24 protein-coding genes and 1 pseudogene are annotated in these 25,242 nt (G+C 60.0%); 14 read left to right on the top strand and 11 right to left on the bottom strand.

Annotation, left to right across the window (positions count from 1 at the left end; genetic code table 11):
* Positions 1-16 precede the first annotated feature (16 nt).
* Complete coding sequence (locus AC2CGI_RS04145; protein ID WP_015378296.1) at positions 17-1,945, top strand: type VI secretion system Vgr family protein; 1,929 nt, start codon at positions 17-19, stop codon at positions 1,943-1,945.
* A 188-nt stretch (positions 1,946-2,133) separates the two neighbouring features.
* On the opposite strand, the gene sbmC is transcribed toward AC2CGI_RS04145, so the two are convergent.
* Together sbmC and kynA are read right to left on the bottom strand one after the other, a co-directional pair.
* Positions 2,134-2,601 carry a DNA gyrase inhibitor SbmC gene (sbmC, locus tag AC2CGI_RS04140; protein WP_015378297.1) on the bottom strand — a complete coding sequence of 156 codons (468 nt, stop codon included), beginning with the start codon at positions 2,599-2,601 and terminating at the stop codon, positions 2,134-2,136.
* 22 nt (positions 2,602-2,623) lie between these two features.
* Positions 2,624-3,466, bottom strand: a complete 843-nt coding sequence (kynA, locus tag AC2CGI_RS04135; RefSeq protein ID WP_015378298.1) for a tryptophan 2,3-dioxygenase — start codon at positions 3,464-3,466, stop codon at positions 2,624-2,626.
* A gap of 296 nt (positions 3,467-3,762) precedes the next feature.
* Here kynA and AC2CGI_RS04130 point away from each other — a divergent pair, with 296 nt between their 5' ends.
* From AC2CGI_RS04130 to AC2CGI_RS04115, 4 genes are all read left to right on the top strand, one after another.
* Complete coding sequence (locus AC2CGI_RS04130; RefSeq protein WP_021505750.1) at positions 3,763-4,800, top strand: LacI family DNA-binding transcriptional regulator; 1,038 nt, start codon at positions 3,763-3,765, stop codon at positions 4,798-4,800.
* A gap of 270 nt (positions 4,801-5,070) precedes the next feature.
* On the top strand, positions 5,071-6,306 hold the full coding sequence (locus AC2CGI_RS04125; RefSeq protein ID WP_021505752.1) for an MFS transporter: 1,236 nt from the start codon (positions 5,071-5,073) through the stop codon (positions 6,304-6,306).
* 21 nt (positions 6,307-6,327) lie between these two features.
* On the top strand, positions 6,328-7,092 hold the full coding sequence (locus tag AC2CGI_RS04120) for an SDR family NAD(P)-dependent oxidoreductase (protein WP_021505753.1): 765 nt from the start codon (positions 6,328-6,330) through the stop codon (positions 7,090-7,092).
* A gap of 49 nt (positions 7,093-7,141) precedes the next feature.
* Complete coding sequence (locus tag AC2CGI_RS04115) at positions 7,142-7,558, top strand: RbsD/FucU domain-containing protein (protein WP_076740719.1); 417 nt, start codon at positions 7,142-7,144, stop codon at positions 7,556-7,558.
* Positions 7,559-7,610: 52 nt separating this feature from the next.
* Here AC2CGI_RS04115 and AC2CGI_RS04110 read toward each other — a convergent pair whose 3' ends face one another.
* Complete coding sequence (locus AC2CGI_RS04110; protein ID WP_021505755.1) at positions 7,611-8,960, bottom strand: colicin-like pore-forming protein; 1,350 nt, start codon at positions 8,958-8,960, stop codon at positions 7,611-7,613.
* Positions 8,961-9,265: 305 nt separating this feature from the next.
* On the opposite strand from AC2CGI_RS04110, the gene AC2CGI_RS04105 reads away from it, so the two are divergent.
* On the top strand, positions 9,266-10,345 hold the full coding sequence (locus AC2CGI_RS04105; RefSeq protein ID WP_076740718.1) for a transketolase-like TK C-terminal-containing protein: 1,080 nt from the start codon (positions 9,266-9,268) through the stop codon (positions 10,343-10,345).
* Here AC2CGI_RS04105 and AC2CGI_RS04100 read toward each other — a convergent pair whose 3' ends face one another.
* Positions 10,346-10,783, bottom strand: coding sequence for a MarR family winged helix-turn-helix transcriptional regulator (locus AC2CGI_RS04100; protein ID WP_015378305.1), 438 nt, complete (start codon positions 10,781-10,783; stop codon positions 10,346-10,348).
* A 154-nt stretch (positions 10,784-10,937) separates the two neighbouring features.
* Between AC2CGI_RS04100 and aceE the strand changes: the two genes are divergently transcribed.
* Positions 10,938-13,613, top strand: coding sequence for a pyruvate dehydrogenase (acetyl-transferring), homodimeric type (gene aceE, locus AC2CGI_RS04095; protein WP_021505758.1), 2,676 nt, complete (start codon positions 10,938-10,940; stop codon positions 13,611-13,613).
* A gap of 27 nt (positions 13,614-13,640) precedes the next feature.
* Here aceE and umuC read toward each other — a convergent pair whose 3' ends face one another.
* The 6 genes and pseudogenes from umuC to AC2CGI_RS04065 all read right to left on the bottom strand — a co-directional run bounded on the left by umuC (position 13,641) and on the right by AC2CGI_RS04065 (position 17,939).
* Positions 13,641-14,957 (bottom strand): translesion error-prone DNA polymerase V subunit UmuC, encoded by a 1,317-nt coding sequence (gene umuC, locus AC2CGI_RS04090; RefSeq protein WP_021505759.1) that lies wholly within the window; start codon positions 14,955-14,957, stop codon positions 13,641-13,643.
* 2 nt (positions 14,958-14,959) lie between these two features.
* Positions 14,960-15,394, bottom strand: coding sequence for a translesion error-prone DNA polymerase V autoproteolytic subunit (gene umuD, locus AC2CGI_RS04085; RefSeq protein WP_015378308.1), 435 nt, complete (start codon positions 15,392-15,394; stop codon positions 14,960-14,962).
* Positions 15,395-15,582: 188 nt separating this feature from the next.
* Positions 15,583-15,663 (bottom strand): annotated as a pseudogene (locus tag AC2CGI_RS04080) (SOS response-associated peptidase family protein); the annotation flags it as partial.
* A 325-nt stretch (positions 15,664-15,988) separates the two neighbouring features.
* Positions 15,989-16,360: a hypothetical protein gene (locus AC2CGI_RS04075; RefSeq protein ID WP_126181107.1), complete on the bottom strand. Its 372-nt coding sequence runs from the start codon at positions 16,358-16,360 to the stop codon at positions 15,989-15,991.
* 75 nt (positions 16,361-16,435) lie between these two features.
* Positions 16,436-16,765 (bottom strand): helix-turn-helix domain-containing protein, encoded by a 330-nt coding sequence (locus tag AC2CGI_RS04070; RefSeq protein WP_080497832.1) that lies wholly within the window; start codon positions 16,763-16,765, stop codon positions 16,436-16,438.
* 223 nt (positions 16,766-16,988) lie between these two features.
* On the bottom strand, positions 16,989-17,939 hold the full coding sequence (locus AC2CGI_RS04065) for an alpha/beta hydrolase (RefSeq protein ID WP_019453527.1): 951 nt from the start codon (positions 17,937-17,939) through the stop codon (positions 16,989-16,991).
* 100 nt (positions 17,940-18,039) lie between these two features.
* On the opposite strand from AC2CGI_RS04065, the gene AC2CGI_RS04060 reads away from it, so the two are divergent.
* From AC2CGI_RS04060 to AC2CGI_RS04045, 4 genes are all read left to right on the top strand, one after another.
* Complete coding sequence (locus tag AC2CGI_RS04060; protein WP_015378310.1) at positions 18,040-18,657, top strand: TetR/AcrR family transcriptional regulator; 618 nt, start codon at positions 18,040-18,042, stop codon at positions 18,655-18,657.
* Positions 18,658-18,778: 121 nt separating this feature from the next.
* On the top strand, positions 18,779-19,621 hold the full coding sequence (fdhD, locus tag AC2CGI_RS04055; protein ID WP_021505762.1) for a formate dehydrogenase accessory sulfurtransferase FdhD: 843 nt from the start codon (positions 18,779-18,781) through the stop codon (positions 19,619-19,621).
* 58 nt (positions 19,622-19,679) lie between these two features.
* Complete coding sequence (locus tag AC2CGI_RS04050; protein ID WP_004935069.1) at positions 19,680-20,597, top strand: bestrophin family protein; 918 nt, start codon at positions 19,680-19,682, stop codon at positions 20,595-20,597.
* A gap of 34 nt (positions 20,598-20,631) precedes the next feature.
* Positions 20,632-21,594: a Dyp-type peroxidase gene (locus AC2CGI_RS04045; RefSeq protein ID WP_021505763.1), complete on the top strand. Its 963-nt coding sequence runs from the start codon at positions 20,632-20,634 to the stop codon at positions 21,592-21,594.
* Between the two features lie 10 nt (positions 21,595-21,604).
* Here the strand turns inward: AC2CGI_RS04045 and AC2CGI_RS04040 are convergent, their stop codons facing one another.
* Positions 21,605-22,438, bottom strand: coding sequence for an IclR family transcriptional regulator domain-containing protein (locus AC2CGI_RS04040; protein WP_015378314.1), 834 nt, complete (start codon positions 22,436-22,438; stop codon positions 21,605-21,607).
* A 243-nt stretch (positions 22,439-22,681) separates the two neighbouring features.
* Here AC2CGI_RS04040 and AC2CGI_RS04035 point away from each other — a divergent pair, with 243 nt between their 5' ends.
* The 3 genes from AC2CGI_RS04035 to pcaF are packed head-to-tail and all read left to right on the top strand — an operon-like array spanning position 22,682 to position 25,239.
* Complete coding sequence (locus AC2CGI_RS04035) at positions 22,682-23,368, top strand: 3-oxoacid CoA-transferase subunit A (RefSeq protein ID WP_021505764.1); 687 nt, start codon at positions 22,682-22,684, stop codon at positions 23,366-23,368.
* A 10-nt stretch (positions 23,369-23,378) separates the two neighbouring features.
* Positions 23,379-24,059: a 3-oxoacid CoA-transferase subunit B gene (locus tag AC2CGI_RS04030; RefSeq protein WP_015378316.1), complete on the top strand. Its 681-nt coding sequence runs from the start codon at positions 23,379-23,381 to the stop codon at positions 24,057-24,059.
* The gene (gene pcaF, locus AC2CGI_RS04025; RefSeq protein ID WP_015378317.1) at positions 24,037-25,239 is read left to right on the top strand and encodes a 3-oxoadipyl-CoA thiolase; all 1,203 of its coding nucleotides are present in this window, start codon (positions 24,037-24,039) and stop codon (positions 25,237-25,239) included. Before AC2CGI_RS04030 ends, pcaF begins: the two co-directional genes overlap by 23 nt.
* The last annotated feature ends 3 nt before the right edge of the window (positions 25,240-25,242 follow it).

Raw genomic sequence — 25,242 nt, 5'->3', positions numbered from 1 at the left:
CACAGAGGATGTTCTCATGTTGGATCGCATTATTGCGCACACGCCGCTGGGTCAGGAGCAACTGCTGTTCCGCTCGCTGGACGGCATCGAAGCGCTTTCCACTCCTTTCGACTTCTCTATTGAATTGCTGAGCACCGACGCGCGGCTCGATCGCAAAGCGCTGCTCGGCCAACCGCTGACGCTGGAGATCCCTACCCAGGGCTTTCTCAGCGCCCCGCGCTACCTGAACGGCAAGATCACCGCCATCGCCGTCAGCAGCGAAGAGATCGGCGGCACGCGCTACGCGGTGTATAACCTGCACGTGCAGCCGGATCTGTGGCCGATGACCAAAGACCGCAACTTCCGCATCTTCCAGGAACAGACGGTGCCGCAGATCGTCAAGACCCTGCTGGCGGAGCACAACGTGCAGCTGGAAGATCAGCTGACCGGCGACTATCGCCTGTGGGGCTACTGCGTGCAGTACAACGAAAGCAGCTTCAACTTCATCAGCCGCCTGATGGAGCTGGAGGGCATCTATTACTATTTCAAACACGAGATGGGCAAGCACACGCTGGTGCTCGGGGATGCGCCCCACCACCACCAGCCTTATCCCGGCTACGAGATGATCCCCTACCATCTGACGCCGTCCGGCGGCAGCACCAGCGAGGAAGGCATCAGCCAGTGGACATTGTCCGATCGCGTCACGCCGGGCATCTACAGCCTGGACGACTATGATTTTCGCAAACCGAACGCCTGGCTGTTCCAGGCGCGGCAGAACCCGGTCTCCCCCACGCCGGGGCAGATCGACGTTTACGACTGGCCAGGCCGCTATACCGAACATCAGCAGGGCGAGTTCTACGCCCGCGTGCGCCAGGAAGCCTGGCAGGCCGAACATCAGCAGATCCGAGGCACCGCCACCGCCATGGGCATTGCCCCCGGCAGTACCTTCACGCTGTATAACGCCCCGCATGCCGACGACAACCGCGAGTACCTGACGCTGCAGGCCAACTATCACCTGAAAGAGAACCGCTACGCCAGCGGCGACGATCAGAGTAGCGAACACCGTATCGACTTCACCGTGCTGCCGGCGGACGTGCCCTGGCACCCGCCGCAGCAGGCCAGCTGGCCGAAAACCCACGGGCCGCAGACCGCCCGGGTGGTCGGCCCGGCCGGCGAATCGATCTGGACCGATAAATACGGCCGCATCAAGGTGAAGTTCCACTGGGATCGCTTCGGGCCGAAAGACGACGGTAGCTCCTGCTGGGTGCGCGTCTCCAGCGCCTGGGCCGGCCAGGGCTACGGCGGTGTGCAGATCCCGCGCGTCAACGACGAAGTGGTGGTGGACTTTATCAACGGCGATCCGGATCGGCCGATCGTCACCGGGCGCGTCTATAACGAAGCCAGCATGCCGCCGTGGGCGCTGCCGGCCGCCGCCACCCAGATGGGCTTTATGAGCCGCACCAAGGACGGCACCGCCGACAACGCCAACGCCCTGCGTTTTGAAGACAAGGCCGGCGCCGAGCAGGTGTGGATCCAGGCGGAGCGCAACATGGACACCCAGGTGAAAAACGATGAAAGCCACACCATCGCTAACGACCACACGCATCTGGTGGGCGGTAACCAGATCAAACGGGTGGTGCTCAATCAGGCGACCGGCGTCAAAGGCGAATCCTCCGCGCTGACCGGCAAAACGCGCAGCGACGCCGTGGTCAATGCCTTTACCCTCGGCTCCGGCGAATCGCTGCGGCTCGAGTGCGGCGAAAGCGTGATCGAACTGCTGGCGGACGGCCAAATCAACATCACCGGCACCAGTTTCAATATCACGGTGAAAGAGGATGGCGCGATCAACACCGGCGGCCAGCTGGATCTCAACCAGCCTGGCGGCGCCGCACGCACCGCCGCACCGGGTGGCGGCCATCAGGCGGCAATCCAGAGCGCCGTCGATCAGTTGTTCCCTAAAGAGTAGGTAATTGGTACGCCGGGAAAGCCGGTTAACGCCGCCCCCCGGGCGGCAGTACCGGCAAAAACGCCGTCCGCTGTAACCCCTTTTGGCAAGGAGATGAATAGGCTGGCGGCAAAATCACTGACGTTAAGCCAACACAACGGGCTGAATCTGTACCGCCCATCGATTCAGCCTTCTTTATCATTTCCCCTTCACCACTTCTTCACCGTCTGGTAAATCTCGAGGTCGAAATAGCCGTCGGCTTCGCAGTCGTTGAGATAGTGTTCATAGCTCACCCCCTCAACCGGCTGGTAGCCGCTGGCCGGCAGCAGCTTCTGATAGAACTCGCCCCACACCCGCTCGAAATCGCCATCGCTGATGCGCACGTGGTAGACCGCATACTGCCCGGCGGGCAGCGTCTGCACGGTGACGCCCTCGCTGCCCGCCGGCAGCGCGAAATCGTCCGCCACGCTCATCACCACGTCGGCGCGCAGCTTTTCCGGCGCCACTTCCGCCGGATCGTCCCAATACAACACCAGCCATTTGCCGAACGGCACGTCGTGGCGCTGCCGCCATGCCAACAGTTGCTGCGAGCCCTGCGGGATGGTCTGCGGATACGGCCCCACGACTCTCACTCCCACCACCTTCTCCGCCGCCTTATCGATAATCCTCACGCTCATCGCCCTTCCCCCTCACAATGTCTCAGGCGCCGATTTCGGTACGTACGTCCAGCAACTCGGGGAAAAAGGTCAGATCCAACGCCTTTTTCAGGAAACTGACGCCGCTGGAGCCGCCGGTGCCCGACTTAAAGCCGATGATCCGCTCCACCGTTTTCATATGGCGGAAACGCCACAGATGGAAACTCTCTTCGATATCCACCAGCTTCTCCGCCATTTCATAGGCTTCCCAGTAGGTTTGCGGGTTGTCGTAGATCACTTTAAACGCCGGCAGCAGATCCGGGTTGCGCTGGTAGGGCTGCGTCCAGTCGCGCTCGAGACACTCCTGCGGGATCGGCAAGCCGTGGCGCGCCAGGTACAGCAAGTATTCGTCGTACAGGCTCGGCGCTTCGAGGATCGCCTTCAGCGCGGCGTGCTTTTCCGCGTCGTTGCTGAACACCGCCAGCATGGCGGCGTTCTTGTTGCCGAGCAGGAATTCGATCGACCGGTACTGGTGCGACTGGAAGCCCGACGAACTGCCCAGCACGTCGCGAAACTCGACGTATTCCGACGGCGTCAGCGTTTCCAGCACCGCCCACTGCTCGAACAGCAGCCGCTGGATCTGTTTGACGCGCGCGAGGATTTTAAAACAGTGGCTGAGTTTGTCTTGCTGCACCAGCCGCAGCGCCGCCTGCAGCTCGTGCAGCATCAGTTTCATCCACAGTTCGGAGGTTTGGTGCTGTATCACGAACAGCATTTCGTCATGATGCGGCGGGTTGGAGAGCGGGTGCTGGCAGTCCAGCAGTTGGTCCAGGCACAGGTAGTCGCCATAGCTCATGCGTTTGGAAAAATCGGTGACAATCGCGCTTTCTAATTCCCGTTTGTTCATCTGTGATCTCCGTTGCGCCCAGCGCCCCATCGGCCTGGAACGTGCCGCAAAGAGAAAACAATAGTACAGAACCCGCCGCCCCGAAGGGCGATAAACGAGAGATGCTTCGCAGATCTCACTCATCTGCGTTAACACAGTGCCCCCACCCCCGCTGTTGTTTAGTAAACAACACGGCTGCCGCCTGACGACTCTCACAAATGCGCGATCCCATGCACGCGGCGCCCCGGTTGCAGCTTGCCTGCGGCCGGCTTCCCTTATAGATTGCAGGCTAACGGCAGGCAGCAAGGTATCGGCAAATGGCAAATATTCGTGATGTGGCGCGGTTGGCCGGCGTGTCCATCAGCAGCGTGTCGAACCTGCTGAATAATCGCAGTCACCAGATGAGCGCGCAGACCCGTGAGCGCATCGAACGGGCGATGGCGACCCTGGGCTACCGGCCGGCTCAATCGGCGACGTCACCCACGCCGCAGGCGAAAATCATCGGCCTGCTGCTGCCGTCGATCGTTAACCCGAGCTTTTCGGCGCTGGCGCATGCGGTCGACGGCGCGGCGCGGGCTCACCGTTACCGGGTCTTGCTCGGCAACGCCTACCGCCAGGAGCAGGAGGAGGCCGCGTTTATCGACGATATGTTCCTGCATGGCGTGCGCGGCATCATCGTGGCGGCGAGCGACATTCGCCAGACCCATTTTGTTCGGGCCGCCGAGCGAGGCATGAAGATTGTCAGCTACGACAGCCCGTTTGCCGAGCAGATGGCCACCGATAGCCGGCTGTTCGACAGCGTGTCGATGGACAATATCGCCGCCGGGCGCCTGGCCGCACAGCACCTGCTCGAACGCGGCTGCCGACACATCGTGTTCGCCACCGAAGCGACGCTGACCGTGGGGCGCAGCCACAAGATCGACGGTTTTCTGAGCGCCCTGGGACACAGCCTGAGTGAACGCCAACGGGTGATCGAAGGCAAGGCCACCAGCGCCTACGGCGACACGGAAATGTTCGAATTGGGGCTGACGCTGGCGCCGCGCGTTCTCGCGTTGGCGCCGCGCCCGGACGGCATCGTGGCGATTAACGATGCGTTAGGCATCGGGCTGATGGTGGGCCTGCGCGCCGCCGGCGTCCAGGTGCCCGCAGACATCTCGGTGATCGGCATCGACAATATCGCGCTGGCCGGCCTGGCCGAACCGGGGCTGACGTCCGTGCGGCCGCCGCTGGCGGAGATGGCGCAGCTGATGGTCGAACGCCTGATCGGCCGCATCAACAATGATTCGCAACCGCCCGGCGAGTTTCTCTTCCCGCCGACGGTCATCAGCCGGCGCTCGGTCAAAACCGCCGGTTAATAGAGTAAAAACGGCTTTACCAAACGATGTGCAGCCGGGCATCGTTCGGCTCGGCGCAGCCAAAATCAGAGAAATAGAATCGTCGCAATAAATAAACGGCGCGACGCTTTTATGCACGCAACGTCGTTATTCAGCTCTCCGCTCATTGCTTTGGGCCGGGCCGCTATTATTCCGATTAACCACATGGGAAAAACCATGATGAAAAAAATAATGCCAAAGGATATTGAACGCAGCGCCATCAGGAAATTGACGCTGCATATTGTGCCCCTCATGATATTGTTGTATTTCCTGGCCTTTCTCGACCGCAACAATATGGCCTACGCCGCCAAAGCGCTGGAAGATAACCTGGGATTGACCGCCTCGGCTTTCGGCTTCGCTTCCGGGATTTTCTTTATCGGCTATTTCCTGTTTGAAATACCCAGCAACGCCGGCACCATTAAATTCGGCCCGCGCATCTGGTTCGCCAGAATATTAATTTCCTGGGGCATCTTCGCGACCCTGCTCGGTTTTGTGCGCACGCCGATGGAGCTGTATATTTGCCGTTTTATGCTGGGCGTGTGCGAAGCCGGTTTCTTTCCCTCGGTGGTGTATTACTTCACGGTGTTCTTCCCGGAAAAGTACCGCACTAAAATTCTCGGCATGTTCATCATCGTCCAGCCGCTGTCCAACGCGGTCGGCTCGCCGATTTCCGGCTTTATTCTCAATATTCAGCATGACTGGTTCGGGTTCGCCCCCTGGCAGCTGCTGTTCATCCTCGAAGGGCTGCCGCCGATCGTCATCGGCCTGTTGATCCCATTCCTGATCAAGAACTCGCCCAAGGATGTCGGCTATCTGAACGTGGAGGAAAAAGCCTGGCTGATGAGCAACGCCGGCCGCTCCAAATCCGGCTCTAAAATCACGCTGGGCGACTTCCTCAAGGGCATTAAAAACAAGAAATACCTGCTCTACGCGCTGCTCAACTTCGGCATGGTGTGCGGCATTTACGGCTTCGGCACCTGGCTGCCGTCGATCATCAGCGCCATTTCCGGCGGCGATATCTTCCGCGTCAGCCTGCTGGCGCTCATTCCCTACGGCCTGGCCGCGCTGCTGGTCTATCCGTGGAGTCTGTGGGCCAGCAAAACCAAAAAACTCGGCGTGTTCGCCGGCCTCAGCATGGTGATCGCCGCCATCGGCCTGATGGGCGCGGTGACATTTTTTAAATACGACCCGTTCGTCGCGCTGTCATTCCTGTGCATCGCCGCCATCGGCATCTATACCGCCGTGCCGCCGTTCCTATCCATGCCCGCCAACATATCCACCGGCGCGGCCGCAGCAGCCGGGCTGGCGGTGGTGAGCTGCATCGGCAATATCGGCGGTTTCGTCGCCCCCTATGCGGTGGGCGTGCTGAACGATCTGACCGGCAGCAGCGCACCGGGGCTGTTTTTCCTGGCTTCGTGCCTGCTGGCCACCGGGTTGATCTGCATTTTCTACTGCGCCAAACAGCGTGAAGGCGTCATCAATTCTTAACGAACCAATAAGGAGTCAATCATGGGCGATCTTGCGGGCAAAAAGGTCTTTATCACCGGGGCGGAACAGGGCATCGGCCGCGCCACCGCGGAGCGGCTGATCAAGGCCGGTTGCGACATCTATTTTCACTATCACAGCGACGAAAGCGGCCCCAAAGCGCTGGTGGCGCTGGCCCATTCATTGGGGCAAAAGGCCGCCTACGGCTACGCCGATCTCATCGATACCGACGAAACGCTGCGCTGCGTCTCGGCCGGCGCCGAGTTGCTCGGCGGCATCGATATCCTGATCAATAACGTCGGCGGCATCGTCGGGCGCAAATGGCTGGGCGAGATCGACCGCGCCTTCTGGCAAACCGTGATCGACGTGAACATGACCACCATGCTGAACGTCACCCAGAGCGCGCTCCCACACCTGAAAGCGGCGCCGGACGGCGCCAGCATCGTTAACCTGGCCTCACAGGCGGGCCGCGCCGGCGGGCACGCCGGCTCGCTGGTCTATTCCGCCACCAAGGGCGCGGTACTCACCTGGACGCGCTCGCTGGCGGCGGAGCTCGGCGAGCACGGCATCCGGGTGAATGCGGTGGCGCCCGGCCTGATCCTCGGCACCCGTTTCCACAATCGCCACACCACCCAGGCATCGGCGGAGGAAACCGTTCGCGCCATCCCGCTGGGCCGCGCAGGCACACCGGACGACGTGGCGCGCGCCATCGCCTTCCTGGCGGCGGAATACGACGGCTTTATCTCCGGCGCGACTCTCGACATCAACGGCGGCATCTACCGCATGTAATTCAGCTGCGGGCGGCGCGCTTGCCGCCCGCCCATTCAGGAATCGCTTTATGATCAAATCCGCCATCACTCACCCGCCGCTGCTCGCCGCACTGGCGCAATGCGGGCATAAAACCCAGGTGTTGATCGCCGACGGCAACTACGCCTGCATGACGCATGCGCCGAAAGACGCCACCGTGGTCTATCTGAACCTGGCGCCCGGCACGCTCGCCGCCCCGCCGATCCTGGAAAAACTGCTGGCCTGCATCAACGTGGAAAGCGCGGCGCTGATGGCCTGCCCGCCGGACTTCACCAACACTATCGAAGCCGAATACCGGCAGTTGCTGCCGGCACATTGCCCGGTCGAACACCTGCCGCGCGAGGCGTTTTACGCCGCGGTCAAATCGGATCAAACGCTGCTGGTGATCGCCTCCGGCGAACAGCGCCGTTTTGCCAATCTGCTGCTGACGGTGGCGCCGGTGGTGTGAAAGAGGTAGAGGGTGTGAGGGGTAAAATGAGGGGGCCAGCCCCCTCATGCCGTTACAGGTCAGCGACCCACTTCTCCAGCTCCCCCGCACGTTCCGCATCGATATAGCTGGTGGCCCAGCCAAACAGGTAAGCGAAGGCGAAAATGCCCACCGTCGACGACACCAGCGTCGGCGCGAAAAACGCGGCGATAGCGGAAAGCGTATACCCTGCGCCGATCGACAACCCGAGCGCTTCGAGCTGGTTGCGGAACGCTTTCCAGTTGCCGGTTGAGAAACCTTCAATCGCGGCGTTTACCAGATCCGCGCCTTTGATCGCCCAATCCACCCCGGTGAAGACCTTGCCTAATACCCGCGCATTGCGGGCATACTGTTCCGCATCGATCATTTTCAGCCAGGTGACAATCGCCGCTTTGTCCTGCGCCTTAAGCTTTTTGTTCAGGCCTTTCGTCAATTGCTCGTAGGTTTTCTCCGCATCTTGCACGTTGCGGATATATTTTCCTTGTATTCCCGCCTCCAAATCCTTGGCGAGTTTGGCGTATTTCGCGCCGATCTTTTCCGCGATATCTTTATTGATACCTGCGGCCAGGCTGACGCCATCCTTGATGGCTTTTAATTCCGCATTTTGATATTCGACGAATTCCTTAACGATCGTTTTTACCGAGCCGGGCGATTTTACCGGTTTGCCGTTGGCATATTTCACCTCCATGGCATTCAGGTTATCCCCTCTCACCACGGCGATAAACGCGGGCCGGTTCTTATTGGCCTTATAGTAGAGGTTGTAGGTCGCCACTCCGTCTTGCTTTTCCACCTTCAAATGATGAAAACCGTAGTAACTCCCGGTCGTGCGGGTCGTCGAGAATTCGCCGGTTTTGCCGTTGCCATGCCAGCCGCTGACGGGCCGATCGCGATGCGAGTCTGTCACGAAACTGCCTAACGAAGAGGCGCCGATCTGCCCGGCATTCAGGCCATTGTTGCCGCCTTTGCCAGGAGTTGAGGGCTTGCGCGCATGGCCGGTTTCGATATCCCCGATCGCCACTGTCACCCCCTTGGCGTTGACCCCCATCACCAGCCCCCCCAGGCCAATGTGCTTCGCCTGCTCGGCCGTCAAACCGGTGGCGGAAAGGCTCAGCGTGCCGGATGGGCTGACGCTTTCAATATGCAATTTCGCATCCGGGTTAATTCTGCGCGCCGCCTTAATCACCGCCTCCAGCTTCATGCGCAGCGCCGGATCGTTTTGGATCGCCGCTATCTGTTGCTGTTCCGGGCTGTTGCCAACGCCGGCGCCGCCGCGATCGCGATCGCCGGAATGGCCTTTATCGCCGCCCCCCGGCTCAGGGCCCGTACCGCGTTCAGAACTCCAGTTAGTCCCATCTCCTTTACCGCCATAATTAAATCCAGGCATATGCTTTCATCCTTATTTCGTTTTATTTTTAAGATGCCGATATTCTCGTTTAACGCGGATTGACACGCGCATTATCCCTATCGGCAAACCGTTTTTAGCTGCCCGTCATTTATAAAAAACTGCAGAAATAAGGACAACGGATGGCGGCTGTCTGGTCGGTGAAACAAATAGGATCGCGTCTGCAGAACCTGAATATATCGCCGCGGGACACATCTGGATGGCTGCGACCTGTTCAGAAGTCATTGGCACACACCATGAATTGCAATTACAATCATCGCACTTGCAACTTAAAGAGAACGCTCCGCATGTCGCCTCAACGTATAACACTGCCCGCCGCCTCGGCCAGAACCCAAACCCTGGCCAAAGCCTGTATCCGCAAGATGACCTCCGCCAACCAAAAAGCCGGCGCTTCGCGCCCTTCTGCCAGCGCCTGGACGGCGCAAACCCTGGGCGAACTCAACGCCAGCGGCGACATCTGGCTTATCGACGGCAGAAGGCGCGCCGAGCCGCCGATTTCCCGCTACGCCACCGCCTGGCCGCTCTGGTTTGGCCATCAATCAGAGCGTTATGAGAAGCCGCTGTTTTACTTCGTCAACACCCCCTCGGTGGACATGCTCCGCGGGCTTGAGCCGGAAACCAATCGCAAGGGGATTTTCATCAGCGATGCAGATACCGGCAGTGCCGATTTGCCGAAAGGCGTTCAGGCCTGGTTCCCGCTTCAGCTCACGGCCATGCCGGGCTGGTTGCCTTTCGATCCGGCCAATGCCAGAGAAACCGGCGCGATACTCCATCACGCCCTGCGCGCGCTCTATCTGGAGGGAACGAGAAAGATGGTGTATCTCGCGACCAACGCAGACAATGGCCCCCTCTCTTCAGGGGAGCCGTTTATCGCAGAACAGGCGTTCAGGGGAATGTATCGCGTCGCCACCGCGGCGGACTCGCCGTTGCAGGTTCGTCTGTGCGGCGCCGGCCGTGCGCTCGCCCGCGTTCAGCAGGCGGCCGAGGTGTTGAAAAACTGGGGGATTGCGTCTGAAATCTGGAGCTGCCCCAGCTACACGCGGTTAGCGCAGGACGCCGAACTCGCCGACATGCAGCGCCAGGACAGCGGCGGCAAATGCCATCTGAAAACGTGCCTGGGTGCCGGGAATGCCCCCGTCGTCGCCGTCACCGACTATTCGCACCTGATTGCCAATCAGCTCAAGCGATTCATTCCCGCACGCTTTGCCGCGGTGGGCTCAGATTCACGGGTGCGCGGCGAAATCCACTACCCGCAGGCGGAATGGATTGCGCTCTGCGCCCTCAAACTGCTGGCCGACGAGCAGAAAATCCCTTCGGCGCTGATCGCCGATGCGCTGCGCGTTCTGCACATCACACCCGATGCCTGATCACTCTCTGGCCAGCTGCATCGCGTTGTCCAACGCGTCGGAGAAGCGTGCGATCTCTTCTTCGCTGAACTGGTTGAGAAAATGGGTGTTGACCACCGTGCGGTAGATCTCCCACATCTTTTTCCGCAGGGCCTTGCCTTCCTCGGTGATAGTCGCGAAGGAGGCCCGGCGATCGTCATCCGATCGAAAACGCGTGACCAGCCGCTCTTTTTCCAGGCGATCCATCAGGCGGGTCAGGTTGTAACGCTCAATCACCAACACGTCCGCCAGCTCATGCATGCGGCGTGTGCCGTTTTCCCCGCTTTCCAATCCCCATAACACGTCATACCAGGCGTAAACCGGCAGCCCCGCTTCCGACAACTTCGCCTCTATCTTTCTGATCATCGCCCGATGCGCGCGCACAAAGGAGAACCACAGGTCAGGTTGTTTATCTGTCATGTCATTTTTCTCGTCAAAAGCGGTGAGTTGCAATTGCAATTGTAAAGGGATAGAGTGGCTTTCGCCATTATTGCATTTGCAACTCTTGCACTTGCAATTCAATAAATCCCTGTATCGCTCAGCGCCTTATCAGGTAAGTACATTTGGAGCTTTTATGAACCAACCCGTGGTTAAAGCAGATCTTGACCCGCAAGAGACGGCTGAATGGCTTGAGGCATTTGAAGGCGTCACCGATATCGACGGCCGTGAGCGCGCGCATTTTTTACTGGAGAAAATGGCCGAAGCCGATCAGCGAAAACACGGCGATTTCTTCAGCCTGGTCACCACGCCCTACGTGAACACCATTCCGGCTTATAAGCAGCCGACGTATCCCGGCGATCTGGCCGCTGAAGCGCGCATCAATGCGTTTATTCGCTGGAACGCCATGGCGATGGTGCTGCGCGCCGGCAAACATTCCAACGTTGGCGGGCATATCGCCACCTACCAGTCGGCCGCAGTGCTTTACGATGTGGGATTCACGCACTTCTTCCGTGGGCGCACCGATGATTTCGCCGGCGACATGGTGTATATCCAGGGCCACTCCGCCCCCGGTATTTATGGCCGTGCCTATCTCGAAGGCCGCATCGACGAGGAGCTGCTCGACAACTTTCGTCGCGAATCCGCGCGCCGTGGCCTCTCCTCCTACCCGCACCCGCGGCTGATGCCGGATTTCTGGCAATATCCCACCGTTTCGATGGGGCTGGGGCCGCTGACCGCCGCCTACCAGGCGCGCTACATGCGTTATCTGGAATACCGCGAGCTGAAACCTCACCAGGGAAGAAAGGTGTGGGCGTTCCTCGGCGACGGCGAGATGGATCAACCGGAATCGCTGGCGGCGATTGCGCTGGGCGGGCGAGAAAAACTCGATAACCTGATCTTCGTCGTGAACTGTAACCTGCAGCGGCTGGATGGCCCCGTGCGCGGCAACGGCAAGATCATTCAGGAACTGGAGGGCACCTTCAAAGCCGCCGGCTGGCAGGTAATCAAGGTGATCTGGGGCAGCGGCTGGGACAAACTGCTGCAAAAAGACCGCTCCGGACTGCTGATGCAGCGGATGATGGAGTGCGTCGACGGCGATTACCAGACCTTCAAATCGCAAAGCGGCGCCTATGTGCGGGAGCATTTCTTCGGCAAGTACCCGGAATTGCTCGAGCTGGTCGCCGACCTGAGCGACGATGAGATCTGGGCGCTGCACCGTGGCGGCCACGATCCGCAAAAGGTGTACGCCGCCTACCATCAGGCGGTGCATACCACGGGCAGACCGACGGTGGTGCTGGCCAAAACCGTCAAAGGGTTTGGCATGGGGGAAGCCGGTGAAGGGCAGAACATCAACCACCAGCTGAAAAAAATGAGCCAGGATGCGGTGAAAGCCTTCCGCGACCGTTTAGGGCTGACAATCTCCGACGCCCAACTGGCAGAGATCCCTTACCTGAAGCCTGAACCCGACAGCGCGGCGGCGAAGTACATCACCGCGACGCGCACTGCGCTGGGCGGCTACATCCCTGCCCGCTTCGGCCAATCCGCTCCGCTGGCGATACCGGAACTATCGCGCTTCGACGGCCTGCTGAAGGGCAGCGGCGAACGCAACATGTCGACCACCATGGCTTTCGTCAATATCCTCGGCACGCTGCTCAAAGACGCCAACATCGGCAAACTGATTGTGCCCATCGTGCCGGACGAATCGCGCACGTTCGGCATGGAAGGCCTGTTCCGCCAGATTGGCATCCATTCCTGGCTCGGCCAGCTGTATACCCCGCAAGACGCCGGGCAGCTCAGCTACTACAAAGAGGCCAAAGACGGCCAGATTTTGCAGGAAGGCATCAACGAATCCGGCGCGATATCGACCTGGATCGCCGCCGGCACCGCCTACAGCAACCACGATGTCGCGACAATCCCGTTCTATATCTTTTACTCCATGTTCGGGCTGCAGCGGGTGGGCGATCTCGCCTGGGCAGCGGCAGACGCGCGCACCAAGGGCTTCCTGCTCGGCGCCACCTCCGGCAGAACCACTCTGATGGGCGAAGGCTTGCAGCATGACGACGGCCACAGCCACGTGCTGTCTTCCGTCATTCCCAGCTGCGTCTCCTACGATCCGACCTATGCCTATGAACTCGCAGTGATCGTTCAGAGCGGCATGCGCAGGATGTTCGTTGAACAAGAGGATATTTACTACTACATCACCTTGCTCAACGAAGGATACCCGCAGCCGCCGATGCCGGCGGGCGTGGAGGACGGGATTATCCAGGGCGCCTATTTGCTCAAACAGAACGAAACGGCAAACCAAGAGAGCCCGCGCGCTCAGCTGATCGCCAGCGGCGCCATCATGCGCGAGGCGCTGGCGGCGGCGGCGCTGTTGGCCGAGGACTTTGGCGTCGCCAGCGATATCTGGAGTGCCACCAGCCTGAGCGAACTGCGCCGTAACGGCATGGCGGCCGAACGCTGGAACCTGCTGCACCCGGAAGACCCGCCGAAAGTCCCTTATATACAGAGTCTGCTGGCGGCGCATCCTGGCCCGGTGGTGGTGGCGACGGACTATATGAAGATCGTCGGCGATCAGATCAAACCGTTCTTGCCGGACCGCGCCTTTATCACCTTGGGCACCGACGGCTTTGGCCGCTCGGACACCCGCGAGGCGCTACGTGAGTTCTTCGAGGTCAACCGCCATTTCATCGCGATCGCCGCGTTGAAACTGCTGGCTGACGAAGGCCGTATCGCCCGCAGCGAGGTCAACCGCGCCATGGTGCTGTATGGCATCACCCCCGATAAGCCGGACCCGGCAGCGGTGAAGTAACGCATAGCCTACCCACGCCGCCGGCTGTCACCCGCGGCGTTTTTCCTCCTTCGGCTCGGCGGCGCGCGGCTCCCGCTCCCCCAGCCGCACCAGCGGGATATCCGCCAGCCGGGTGGTGTAAGCCGGCGACAGCATTTCGCGCTTCATTTGCCACGGTTTGACGATCCCCTGCCCGGCGAACCATACGCGCCCGCGCCCTTCCTGATTCAGGCGATCGAGGGTCGCCATCAGCCGCTCGCTGTTGCGGCGCGGCGGGCAGTCGTCGAACAGGTCGATCTGCGCCATGGCGGCGGCGCTGAAATCCCCCAACATCACGCCGCCCTTCAGATAACGCCGCCCCTCCTGCCAGATGCTCTCCAGCGCGCGCACCGCCATGGCGATGATGTCGCGGCTGTCGTTGCTCGGGGTTTGCAGCCGGGCGGTGCCCATATTGCTGTAATAGCCTTCGCCCGCCGCATGCGGGCTGGTTTTGATAAACACCGACACGTTGCGGCAATAGCGCTTTTCCTGCCGCAGCTTTTCGGCGGCGCGTTCGGCGTAGCTGCAGATCGCCTCGCGCATGTGCGGGTAATGCGTCAAGCGCTGGCCGAACGAGCGGGAACAGATGATCTGCTCTTTCGCCGCCGCCTCATCTTCCCACCGCAGGCACGATTCGCCGCGCAGTTCACGTATCGTGCGCTCCAGCACTACGCTGAAGGTTTTACGCGCCAGCCGGGTATCGCAATCCGCCAGCTGCAGCGCGGTATGGATCCCCATCGCCTGCAGCTGGCGTGTCAGGCGGCGCCCCACGCCCCACACCTCTTCCACCGGGATCAACGCCAGCAGCTTGCGCTGGCGCACCGGATCGGATAAATCCACCACGCCGCCGGTGCCGCGCCATTTCTTGGCCGCGAAGTTGGCCAGTTTGGCCAGTGTCTTGCTCGGCGCAATGCCGACCCCGACCGTCAAATGCAGCTCGCGCCGGATGCGATCGCGCACCCGCCGGCCGAACGGTTCCAGCGCCTCGCAGCGCGCCACGCCGTCCAGCCGCAGAAAGGCTTCGTCCAGCGAATAAATCTCCACCGCCGGCGCCATCTCCTCCAGCGTGTCCATCACCCGGCGGGACATATCGGCGTACAGCGCGTAGTTGGAGGAAAACACCGCGACGTTGCGGCGGCGCATCTCCTCTTTGATTTTGAAATAAGGCGCGCCCATCGGCACGCCCAACGCTTTCGCCTCGGCGCTGCGGGCGATCACACAGCCGTCGTTGTTGGACAGCACGATCACCGGCCGCCCCCGCAGATCGGGCCGAAAGATGGTTTCGCAGGAGGCGTAGAAGCTGTTGACGTCTACCAGGGCAAACATGGTTACAGCGCCGCGTAGACGATAAAGGTCACCACGCCGAAGATCTCCAGCTGCGCCTCGTCGTTGAACACGATTGGCGCATAGGCGGGGTTCATCGGCAACAGCCGCACGTCGGGGTAGCGCTGCAGTTTTTTGACGGTGAATTCACCGTCCACGGCGGCGATCACAATATTGCCGTGTTCCGGCGTCAGGGCACTGTCGACAATCAGCAGATCGCCGTCCTGAATATTGCCGTCGATCATCGACTCGCCGCTGGCGCGCACGAAGTAGGTGGCGTTGGGATGCCGCACCAGCAGCTTGCCGATATCCAGCCGGCTCTCGACATAGTCCTGCGCCGGGGAAGGAAAGCCGCAGGCCACGCGATCGGCAAACAGCGGTAACGTCAGAGACTCACCTGGTGAAAAAGCATACAACCTTGAATTGCTCAGCATAATCATAACCAAACTGTATATTTATACAGTAAAGCATAAACAAAACGCGAACGCGCGCAACCCCAAATTCCCCTGCGGATCGCGCTTTGCCGCGTAATATAATAATTTTCTGAGTGATTTTTCCTGCAGATTTTGGCGTTCTTCACGTGTGTTTGCACACATGATACCCACCAAAACTGTGGATAATTCGGCACTCAGACCGTTGGCGTATCGATGGGCAGGATGAGTGAGGGATTGTCATTGCGAACGGCGCCGACGGCGGGCGATACCGGACGCGCGGCCGTCGGTCTCTGCTGCGTACAGCGCCGCAAAGAACAGCGGCAGGCCTTGCCTCAGCAAGAGCCCGCGGGAGGAACGGCGGACGGCCTTACAAAATGACGCCAATAAAATTGCGACTGGCAATGGCATCAATGGGACGGCCAGAGACGAAAGTCAGTACGTTATGCCAGGAGCTTGGGATAACCCGACAAACGCTGTACCGCCACATTTCCCCTGATGGTCCACTGCGAGCTGACGGTATAAAGCGGCTCAACCGGGGATAATTTCAGCGGACGGAAAAATCTGGGGTTCCGGCGTAGAACCCCGAATAAGGAATAATCCTTAATTCATTTCAGGATTATTAATTCCATCTAAAACCTCTTGGCAATATTCTTTTTTATAGGCTTCATCATTACTTAATGACTTAACCAAAAAATCAGCATTTTTCCAACCATTATCCCAATGCGTATCGAATCCTGACTGTTCATACTTTAATGTTCTAGTTAATGAGTCTTTTATTTGTTTTTTATATTTATCAATTTTCTCATTGGTTGCCCCACAAACATCATGTGCAACACGAGCATTTGAGCCAGAAAAACCTATTGCTGAAATTGCCATCGCTTCATTTGATTTGTCGAAATCATTCGCATATGCCACAGCATTAGATAAAGCGAATATGACAAGAGCAGGTATGGTTTTTTTGTATGAAATCATCTTTCACCTCTAACTCATTGATTGTTCATGGGGTCAGTTTGGATATAGAAAATTATTGTACATTAAGGCTGCTTTTTAATCAGTCTCAACTTCTTTATAGAAGGCCTGAATGCGACAAACTTGGGAAGTACTGCAGCCTGTCGCGTCTGCTGTTTCTCGGATGCTCAGTTTCTTAATCTGTCGGTAGTGCCTGATCCATCCTGCTCGCTCCATCTCACCGCTGGCGCGCACGAAATAAGTGGCATTAGGATGGCGCACCAGCAGCTTGCCGATATCCAGCCGGCTCTCGACATAGTCCTGCACCGGTGAAGGAAAACCGCAGGCCACACGATCGGCAAACAGCGGTAACGTCAGGGGCTCACCTGGTGAAAAAGCATACAACCTTGAAGTGCTCAGCATATTCATAACCAAACTGTATATTTATACAGTAAAGCATAAACAAAACGCGAACGCGTGAACCCCCCTATCCCCCGTCAGAACACAGTTTGACGCGTAATATAATAATTTTCTGAGCGATTTTTTTTTACGCCTGCTAACGGTTTCACTCTGCCTTGCACACACGTTATCCACTAAAACTGTGGATAACATGCTGAGCTGCAGTGGCGTCTTCAGAACATGCGCCGTCGCCTCACCGCTCCGCCGCGGCCAGGCAAAAACGATGCACCGCTTCAACCATCTGATCGAGGCCCGGCTGCTCGAGGGGATAATGCCCGGCGTTCTCGAGCATCACGGTGGTCACCGGCACCCGCCGAATGCGCCGCAGAAACAGTTCACTCAGGTGCAACGGCGTCCAGCGATCCTGCGCCGGTTGCGTCAACAGAACCGGGCAAACGTCGAACGCTTCCGGTTCAATGGCGGGTGCATACTCCGCGTACGAGGCCAAAAACCGCATCGTCACCCAGGCTCCCGCCGAGGTGTTGTCCGCCAGGCACGCCTTGAGCGCCGCCTTGTCATTGACCAGCGCATGCATCTTGCTCGCCAGCGCCATCGGCATCGCCATACCCGCCAGCGGCGTGGCGGCCGTCAGTCGCGCCAACGGAATGCCCAGGCGACTCATCAACAGATTCAATGCCGTCTCGTCGCGCACCTGCTGTTCACGCTGATCGAGAAACGTCATGCCGACAATGCCTTTCACCTGCCGGTTCAACGCCGCCACGTGGTAAGTCTCCATCCCGCCGGCGCTCAGGCCGTACAGCACAATCGGCCGCGCATCCTTCGCCCGTTCCGCGTCGATCAGATCGCTGCCGATCTGCACCCAGTCGTCGTAACGCACGCGCCGCCGTTGGCCGCCCATCTGCGTCATTCCGTACCCCGGCATGTCGACGGCGATCGTCTCTATCCCCCGGCGCGCCAGCGGCGCTCCCAGGATGGTCGACATCTGTCGGCCGTTGGTGCCCACCCCATGGAACAGGATCACTTTCACCGGCGCCTCCGGGCGGCGATAGCAGTCCAGATGAATACGGTGCTGCCGCCAGGGCCACCACACCTCGGTCGGTTCTTCCCCCGGCCGCAGCCGAAAATTTTCCGGTAGGAATCGTTGAATCTCCTGCCAGTGAGATTGATTGGCGTAATTCTCCATACGAAACCTCTGGCGTTATGGCGCTTGGTTGACGGGTTCAATTTCAGTATAATCCAACAAATGTCGGATCATTAAAATGCAACTTATGTCGGAAAAAGCGATGCCGCAAGCAAAAAAAAATGTGCGCGTGCCGATTCAGGAACGCGCGGCGGCGCGCATGGCCAAAGTGCTGAGCGCCGCCGAACAGATGCTCGCCACCCTCGGGCCGGAAAAAACCTCCATTCCCGCTCTGGCGGAAGCGGCCGATGTGCCGCGCGCCGCGATCTACCCGTTCTTCCCGGACAAATACGCGTTGTTTTCACACCTGGCTCAGAGCCATATGGCGCAACTGGCGCAGGCGCTGCGTGAAGCGGAGCTCGAGAGCGCCGACACCCTGCACGATTGGGTGGATGCCGCCGTGGCGGCCACCGCCCGCTACTACAACGCGCATCCGGCGGCGAGCGTCTTGCTGCTACGCGGCGCGTTCACCGAACCGGAGCAAGAGGCGCACGCCGCCAAGAACCTGACGATCGGCGAGATGTTCCGCGCCAAAGTGCGCGAGCTGCCCGAACTTGATGCGCTGCCGTCAGATCCCGACGTCGTCTTGATCGCCATAGAATTGGCGTTCGCCTGCATGAAATACGGCTATGCGCGGGAAGGCACCGTTTCGCCGGCCATTTGCCGCGAGGCGACGCGGGCGGTCACGAGCTATCTCGGGCAGTGGCGCGCCGCGCCGTAAGGCGGTGGCAAAGACGCCCCGTTTCGCCCTGTTCAAGCACGCCATCTATGATAAAATCGGCTATCACTCATCAGACTCTATCTGACGCCGGCGCTGTATCCGCCGGCGCCGCGAAACCATCATGAACAAGCATTTGATTCTCGACGAACCCGGCGATGCCGACTCGGCCTGCCTGTCGCGCCACGCAGTCTGGCAGCGCAACGATCTGGCTCAGGCGCAACAAGACTGGCTGGCGGAAGAAGTGCCGGTTGCCCTGGTATACAACGGCATTTCCCACGTGGTGATGATGGCGACGCCGAAAGACCTGGCGGCCTTCGCCATCGGTTTTTCGCTGTCCGAAGGCATCATCGCCTCCCCCGACGATATCTACGACATCCGCCAGCAACCGGCCTGCAATGGCATTGAAGTGCATGTGGAACTCTCGAGCCGCCGCTTTATGCAACTGAAAGAGAAGCGCCGCAGCCTGGCCGGCCGCACCGGCTGCGGCGTCTGCGGGGTCGAGCAACTGCAGGAGGTCGCTCAGCCCATCGCGCCGCTGCCTTTCACGCAGCGTTTCGATTTGGCGCTGCTCGATCGGGCGTTGGCGCAGCTGCAGGAAGTGCAAACGGTGGGGAAACTGACCGGCTGCACCCACGCGGCGGCCTGGATCCAGCCGGACGGCGCGCTCAGCGGCGGATGTGAAGACGTCGGCCGCCATGTGGCGCTCGACAAACTGCTGGGTTATCGCAGCCAACAGGCGTGGTTGCAAGGGGCGGCGCTGGTGTCGAGCCGCGCCAGCTATGAAATGGTGCAAAAATCCGCCATGTGCGGCGTCGAGATCCTGTTCGCCGTTTCCGCCGCCACCCGCCTGGCGGTGGAGGTGGCCGAGCGCAGCAACCTTACGCTGGTGGGCTTCAGCAAGCCGGGGCGCGCCACCGTCTATACGCACCCGCAGCGGCTCTGGCAATCGACAACGGCGGCCTAACGCCGCCGGATAAGAATCGACTATTCTCAATAGCAGGATACCAGGAAGCGCCCACGTTATGATAATCCGCCCGCACCAGAACTGGTTTTTTCGCCTGTTCGCCTGGCACGGATCCGTGCTGTCAAAAATTACCTTTCGCCTGTCGCTGAACGTGCTGATGTCGATAGTGGCGGTGATCAGCTACCAATGGTACGAACAGCTCGGCGTGCATTTGACTATCGCGCCGTTCAGCCTGCTGGGCATCGCCATCGCGATTTTTCTCGGCTTTCGCAATAATGCCGGCTACAGCCGCTTTGTCGAGGCGCGCAACCTGTGGGGCTCGCTGCTGATTACCGAGCGATCCCTGCTGCGCCAGATCAAAAGCCTGCTGCCGGACGAACCGGCGGTGCAGCAAAAGGTCGCCAAGCTGCTGATCGCCTTCAGCTGGAGCCTGAAGCATCAGCTGCGCGCCACCGATCCCACCGCCGATCTGTACCACAATCTCAGCAGCAAAGAGCTGGCCGAAGTGATCGCCAGCCCGATGCCGACCAACCGCATCCTGCTGATGCTGGGCCAGGAGATCGGCAAGCTGCGCCGACGGGGGCTATTGAGCGACATCACTTTCGAGCTGCTCGACAACAAGCTGAGCGAGCTGTCCCACGCCCTCGGCGGCTGCGAACGGCTCGCCAGCACCCCGGTGCCGTTCGCCTATACCCTGATCCTGCAGCGCACCGTTTACCTGTTCTGCAGCCTGTTGCCTTTTGCCCTGGTGACCGATCTGCATTACATGACACCGTTTGTTTCGGTGTTCATTTCCTATACCTTCTTATCCTGGGACTCACTGGCCGAAGAGCTGGAGGATCCGTTCGGCGTGTCGGCCAACCATCTGCCGTTAAACGCCATTTGCAACACCATTGAGCGCAACCTGCTGGAAATGAATGACCAAAGCCCGCTGCCACCGCCGATGAAACCCGACGAGCACTTTAATTTGATCTGAGCTATTTCACCCGAACACACTGGAGCCGAATGCAATGAATGCAAATACCCCCCTGCCGCAAGCCGTATTCACGCCGGTGACGCGCCATGCCATCTTTATCGTCGCCACCCTGTCGCCCGTTCCCGCCCATCTGGCGGCGGTGCGCGCCTGGTGCGGCGACATCGCCGCCGTGGTGCGTTCGGTCGGCAAACGCGCGCCGGCGGGCAACCTCACCTGCGTCTGCGGCTTCGGCTCCGAGGCCTGGGATACGCTGTTCGGCGCGCCGCGCCCTCGCCAGCTGCATCCATTCAGCCCGATCGGCAGCGGGGAACGCGTCGCCGTCGCCACGCCCGGCGACATTCTGCTGCATATTCGCGCTGATGAAATGGATCTGTGTTTTGAACTGGCCTCTCAGCTGATCGGCAAGCTCGGCGACGCCGTGGCGGTGATCGAGGAGGTGCACGGCTTCCGTTACTTCGATCAGCGCGCCATGATCGGCTTCGTCGACGGCACGGAGAACCCGGAAGGGCATGAAGCCTTCGATTACACGGTGATCGGCGACGAAGACGCGGCGTTCAGCGGCGGCAGCTATGTGCTGGTGCAGAAATACCTGCACGACATGCAGGGTTGGAATTCGCTCAGCGTGGAAACGCAGGAGAAGATCATCGGCCGCCATAAGCAGTCCAACATCGAGCTGGATGAAGCGGTCAAACCGTCGTCGTCGCACAGTTCGCTGACCACCATCACCGACGAGCAAGGCAACGAGGTGAAAATTCTGCGCGATAACATGCCGTTCGGCCGCCCCGGCCTGCGCGAGTTCGGCACCTACTTTATCGGCTATGCGCGCTCCCCGCAGCCGATCGAGCAGATGCTGGAAAACATGTTTATCGGCCGCCCGGCCGGCAACTACGATCGGCTGCTCGATTTTAGCCACGCGGTGACCGGCACCCTGTTCTTCGTGCCTTCCGCCCCGCTGCTGGAAGCGCTGGCCGATCGCAGCGGCGCCGAACTGCATTAATCCGTTCTCCCTACAGCAGCAGCGCCAGCTCCATCGCCGTGCGCTGCAGCTGCGGCAGCACTCGTTCGCGCAGCTCCGCCGCCGAGATCTGCGACGCATTGACGCCAACGTTCATTGCCGCCACAACCCCGCCTTTGCGTGAATGCATCGGCACCGCAATGGAACGCAGGCCGATCTCTAACTGTTGATCGTTGATGGCATACCCCTGTCTGCGAACTCTGGCTAACTGTTCCTGCAGCTGCTCCGCACTGGTGACGGTAAACTCGGTCAGCGGTTCGAAAGTGACCCGCGACAGATAATCCTCCAGCTCTCCCTCGTCCAGCGCGCTAAGCAACACCAGCCCCATCGATGTCGCATAGGCCGGCAGACGGCTGCCGCGCCCCAGATCGATAGTCATGATGCGTTTAACCGAGGCCCGGGCGATATACAAAATGTTATCGCCATCCAGCGTCGCCACCGAGCAGGATTCATTAAGCAATTTGCTGAGATAGTCCAGCGAGTTTTGCGCCGCCTTCGCCAGCTCGGAAGAGGAAAGATAAGCGTGACCGATAGTTAGCACACGCGGCAGCAAGCGATAGTGGCGCCCATCGGGACAATGCACGAATCCCAGCGCTCGTAGGGTATACAAACAACGGCGCACCGCTGCGCGCGGAATGCCGGTTTGTTGACTGATCTCTGACACCGACATCTGCGAATACTGTGGCTTGAAGGCCTGTAACACCTCCAGCCCTCTGGCCAGCGAGGCCATAAAATTAGGATCGCCCTTGTACTGGTCGTTGCTTAAATCACCGATCTCCTGCAGCCGACGCAGTTCTTCGGTGCCAAATTCAGGAACTTCACTCATTCAGGCCTCCCATTAGTATCTGCTCTCAATTTACACGCTCAATACGGCAGCAAAGCCCTGCGTATCACATCCGATGCCAATTTAGCCGCCTGCATCACAAAATGCAGACCTAAAACCCCAATGCACCGATAATCGCACAATGTTCTGATATTCGCACTTGCTGATGCTTTTTTCATCCTCTAGGTTAATTTCAAACCCGCTGGTTGTTGGCGCAACGTCCTAACCGAGCCTTGAGGAGAACTGATGATCGATAAAAGCATGGCGTCCGCAGACGCCGCCGTCGCAGATATTCCGGATGGCGCCACCCTTATGGTCGGAGGATTCGGTCCGGCCGGGCAGCCCTACGCACTGCTGGATGCGCTGATCCGTCGCCGGCCACGCGCGCTTACGCTGATCAGCAACAATGCCGGTAACGGCGATTTTGGCCTGGCGGCTCTGCTGAAAGCCGGCTGTGTGCGCAAAGTGGTGTGTTCTTTCCCACGGCAGGCAGATTCTTGGGTGTTTGACGACCTCTACCGCCGCGGCGAGTTGGAACTGGAGCTGGTTCCGCAAGGCAATCTGGCGGCGCGCATCCAGGCCGCCGGCGCCGGGATCGGCGGTTTTTATACCCCGACCGGCTATGGCACCCAATTGGCGGAAGGAAAGGAAACCCGCGAGATCGACGGCCGCCGATACGTTTTCGAACTGCCGCTGAAGGCCGACTTCGCGCTGATCAAGGCTGAACAAGCCGACCGTTGGGGCAACCTCCGCTATGACAAAACCGGGCGCAACTTCGGGCCGATTATGGCGATGGCCGCCAACTGCACCATCGTCGAAGTCAACCATATGGTGCCGTTGGGCGAACTGGATCCGGAAAACATCATCACGCCCGGCATCTTCGTGCAGCGTCTGGTGCCCTCTTCTCCCCGTGCAGCCCAGCTTTCGGCTTAAGGAACGCATCATGAGCAAACTGACCCATCAACAGCTGGCTGAGCGCATCGCGCGCGATATTCCTGAAGGCGCCTACGTCAATCTCGGTATCGGCATTCCAACCCAGATCGCTAACTATCTGCCGGCCGATAAAGAGATCTTCCTGCACAGCGAAAACGGCATTCTCGGCATGGGCCCGGCGCCAACGCCGGGCGAAGAGGACCCGGAATTGATCAATGCCGGCAAACAACCGGTTACGCTGCTGAAAGGCGGCTGCTTTTTCCACCACGGCGACTCTTTCGCCATGATGCGCGGCGGCCACCTGGATATTTGCGTGCTGGGCGCCTATCAGGTCTCCGAACGCGGCGATCTGGCGAACTGGAGCACTGGCGCACCGGGGGCGATTCCGGCGGTCGGCGGCGCGATGGATCTGGCGATCGGCGCACGCCAGGTGTTTGTGATGACCGAACACCTGACCAAAACGGGTGAATGCAAAATCGTCCGCCAATGCAGCTATCCGTTAACCGGCATCGGCTGCATCGACCGCATCTACAGCGATCTGGCGGTGATGGACGTCACTCCCCAGGGACTGGTGGTGCGTGAAATATTTGCCGGCCTGACCCCGCAACAACTGCAGGACGTCACCCCGGTCGCACTGACTTTCACCCTTCAACACGGGGAACCGCGCCATGAATCCAGCTTATCTGTGTGACGCCGTCCGCACGCCCTTCGGTCGCCTCAATGGGAGCCTGGCCGGCATACGCGCCGACGACTTGGCCGCTCTGCCGTTGAAAGCGCTGCAGGCACGCCATCCGACGCTCGACTGGAGCCAGGTGGACGACGTGTTGTTCGGCTGCGCCAATCAGGCGGGGGAAGACAACCGCAATGTCGCGCGCATGGCGCTGCTGCTCGCCGGCCTGCCGGTGCAGGTGCCCGGCTGCACCATCAATCGCCTGTGCGGATCCAGCCTGGATGCGGTAGCAGCTGCGGCGCGCGCCATCAGAACCGGCGAGAGCGAGCTGATGATCGCCGGCGGCGTGGAAAGCATGTCGCGGGCGCCTTATGTGATGGGCAAGGCGGAAAGCGCCTTCAGCCGCACGATGAAGATTGAAGACACCACCATGGGCTGGCGTTTTATCAACCCACAGATGCAGGCGCTGTACGGCGTGGACACGATGCCGCAGACCGCCGAAAACGTGGCATCGCAATTCGGTATCAGCCGTCGCGATCAGGACGCCTTCGCCCTGCGCAGCCAGCAACGCACCGCCGCCGCGCAGGAAAGCGGCTTTTACAGCGACCAACTGATCGAAGTGCTTATCCCGCAGAAGAAAGGCGAGCCGCTGACCTTCAACCAGGACGAACATCCGCGCGCCACCACCCTAGCCGCACTGGAAAAACTCAGGCCGGTGGTCGCCCCGCAGGGCAGCATTACGGCCGGCAACGCATCCGGCCTGAACGACGGCGCCTGCGCGCTGCTGCTGGCCGGCGAGCGCAGCGTGGCTCGCCATGGCCTGCGGCCAATGGCACGCATCGTTGCCAGCGCCGTCACCGGCATCGAACCGGCGATCATGGGCTTTGCACCGGCGGCGGCGGTGCGCAAAGTGTTGCATATTGCCGGCCTGACCCTCGAACAGATGGACGTGATCGAACTGAACGAAGCCTTCGCCGCGCAAGCGCTGGCGGTGACCCGCGAGCTGGGACTGCGCGACGATGCGCCGCAGGTGAACCCGAACGGCGGCGCGATTGCGCTCGGCCATCCTTTGGGCGCCTCCGGTGGCCGGCTGGTGATGAACGCCGCCTGGCAATTGAGGAAAACGCGCGGGCGCTACGGGCTGTGCACCATGTGCATCGGCGTCGGTCAGGGCATTGCGCTGATTATCGAACGGGTATGAGGT

Source organism: Serratia sp. LSHTC3 (genome assembly GCF_057197125.1).
Note: the sequence above shows the minus strand (reverse complement) of the source record. Positions and strands in the feature narration are given on the sequence as shown.

Bases quoted from the DNA above. Each gene is read 5' to 3' on its own strand.
- AC2CGI_RS04065 (WP_019453527.1), bottom strand. From the start codon at position 17,939: ATGGAGAATTACGCCAATCAATCTCACTGGCAGGAGATTCAACGATTC.
- aceE (WP_021505758.1), top strand. From the start codon at position 10,938: ATGAACCAACCCGTGGTTAAAGCAGATCTTGACCCGCAAGAGACGGCT.
- AC2CGI_RS04100 (WP_015378305.1), bottom strand. From the start codon at position 10,783: ATGACAGATAAACAACCTGACCTGTGGTTCTCCTTTGTGCGCGCGCAT.
- AC2CGI_RS04050 (WP_004935069.1), top strand. From the start codon at position 19,680: ATGATAATCCGCCCGCACCAGAACTGGTTTTTTCGCCTGTTCGCCTGG.
- AC2CGI_RS04035 (WP_021505764.1), top strand. From the start codon at position 22,682: ATGATCGATAAAAGCATGGCGTCCGCAGACGCCGCCGTCGCAGATATT.
- AC2CGI_RS04110 (WP_021505755.1), bottom strand. From the start codon at position 8,960: ATGCCTGGATTTAATTATGGCGGTAAAGGAGATGGGACTAACTGGAGT.
- AC2CGI_RS04030 (WP_015378316.1), top strand. From the start codon at position 23,379: ATGAGCAAACTGACCCATCAACAGCTGGCTGAGCGCATCGCGCGCGAT.
- umuD (WP_015378308.1), bottom strand. From the start codon at position 15,394: ATGATTATGCTGAGCAATTCAAGGTTGTATGCTTTTTCACCAGGTGAG.
- AC2CGI_RS04040 (WP_015378314.1), bottom strand. From the start codon at position 22,438: ATGAGTGAAGTTCCTGAATTTGGCACCGAAGAACTGCGTCGGCTGCAG.
- AC2CGI_RS04115 (WP_076740719.1), top strand. From the start codon at position 7,142: ATGATCAAATCCGCCATCACTCACCCGCCGCTGCTCGCCGCACTGGCG.
- AC2CGI_RS04130 (WP_021505750.1), top strand. From the start codon at position 3,763: ATGGCAAATATTCGTGATGTGGCGCGGTTGGCCGGCGTGTCCATCAGC.
- pcaF (WP_015378317.1), top strand. From the start codon at position 24,037: ATGAATCCAGCTTATCTGTGTGACGCCGTCCGCACGCCCTTCGGTCGC.
- umuC (WP_021505759.1), bottom strand. From the start codon at position 14,957: ATGTTTGCCCTGGTAGACGTCAACAGCTTCTACGCCTCCTGCGAAACC.
- AC2CGI_RS04070 (WP_080497832.1), bottom strand. From the start codon at position 16,765: ATGAATATGCTGAGCACTTCAAGGTTGTATGCTTTTTCACCAGGTGAG.
- kynA (WP_015378298.1), bottom strand. From the start codon at position 3,466: ATGAACAAACGGGAATTAGAAAGCGCGATTGTCACCGATTTTTCCAAA.
- AC2CGI_RS04145 (WP_015378296.1), top strand. From the start codon at position 17: ATGTTGGATCGCATTATTGCGCACACGCCGCTGGGTCAGGAGCAACTG.
- AC2CGI_RS04120 (WP_021505753.1), top strand. From the start codon at position 6,328: ATGGGCGATCTTGCGGGCAAAAAGGTCTTTATCACCGGGGCGGAACAG.
- AC2CGI_RS04125 (WP_021505752.1), top strand. From the start codon at position 5,071: ATGATATTGTTGTATTTCCTGGCCTTTCTCGACCGCAACAATATGGCC.
- AC2CGI_RS04045 (WP_021505763.1), top strand. From the start codon at position 20,632: ATGAATGCAAATACCCCCCTGCCGCAAGCCGTATTCACGCCGGTGACG.
- AC2CGI_RS04060 (WP_015378310.1), top strand. From the start codon at position 18,040: ATGCCGCAAGCAAAAAAAAATGTGCGCGTGCCGATTCAGGAACGCGCG.
- sbmC (WP_015378297.1), bottom strand. From the start codon at position 2,601: ATGAGCGTGAGGATTATCGATAAGGCGGCGGAGAAGGTGGTGGGAGTG.
- AC2CGI_RS04105 (WP_076740718.1), top strand. From the start codon at position 9,266: ATGTCGCCTCAACGTATAACACTGCCCGCCGCCTCGGCCAGAACCCAA.
- AC2CGI_RS04075 (WP_126181107.1), bottom strand. From the start codon at position 16,360: ATGATTTCATACAAAAAAACCATACCTGCTCTTGTCATATTCGCTTTA.
- fdhD (WP_021505762.1), top strand. From the start codon at position 18,779: ATGAACAAGCATTTGATTCTCGACGAACCCGGCGATGCCGACTCGGCC.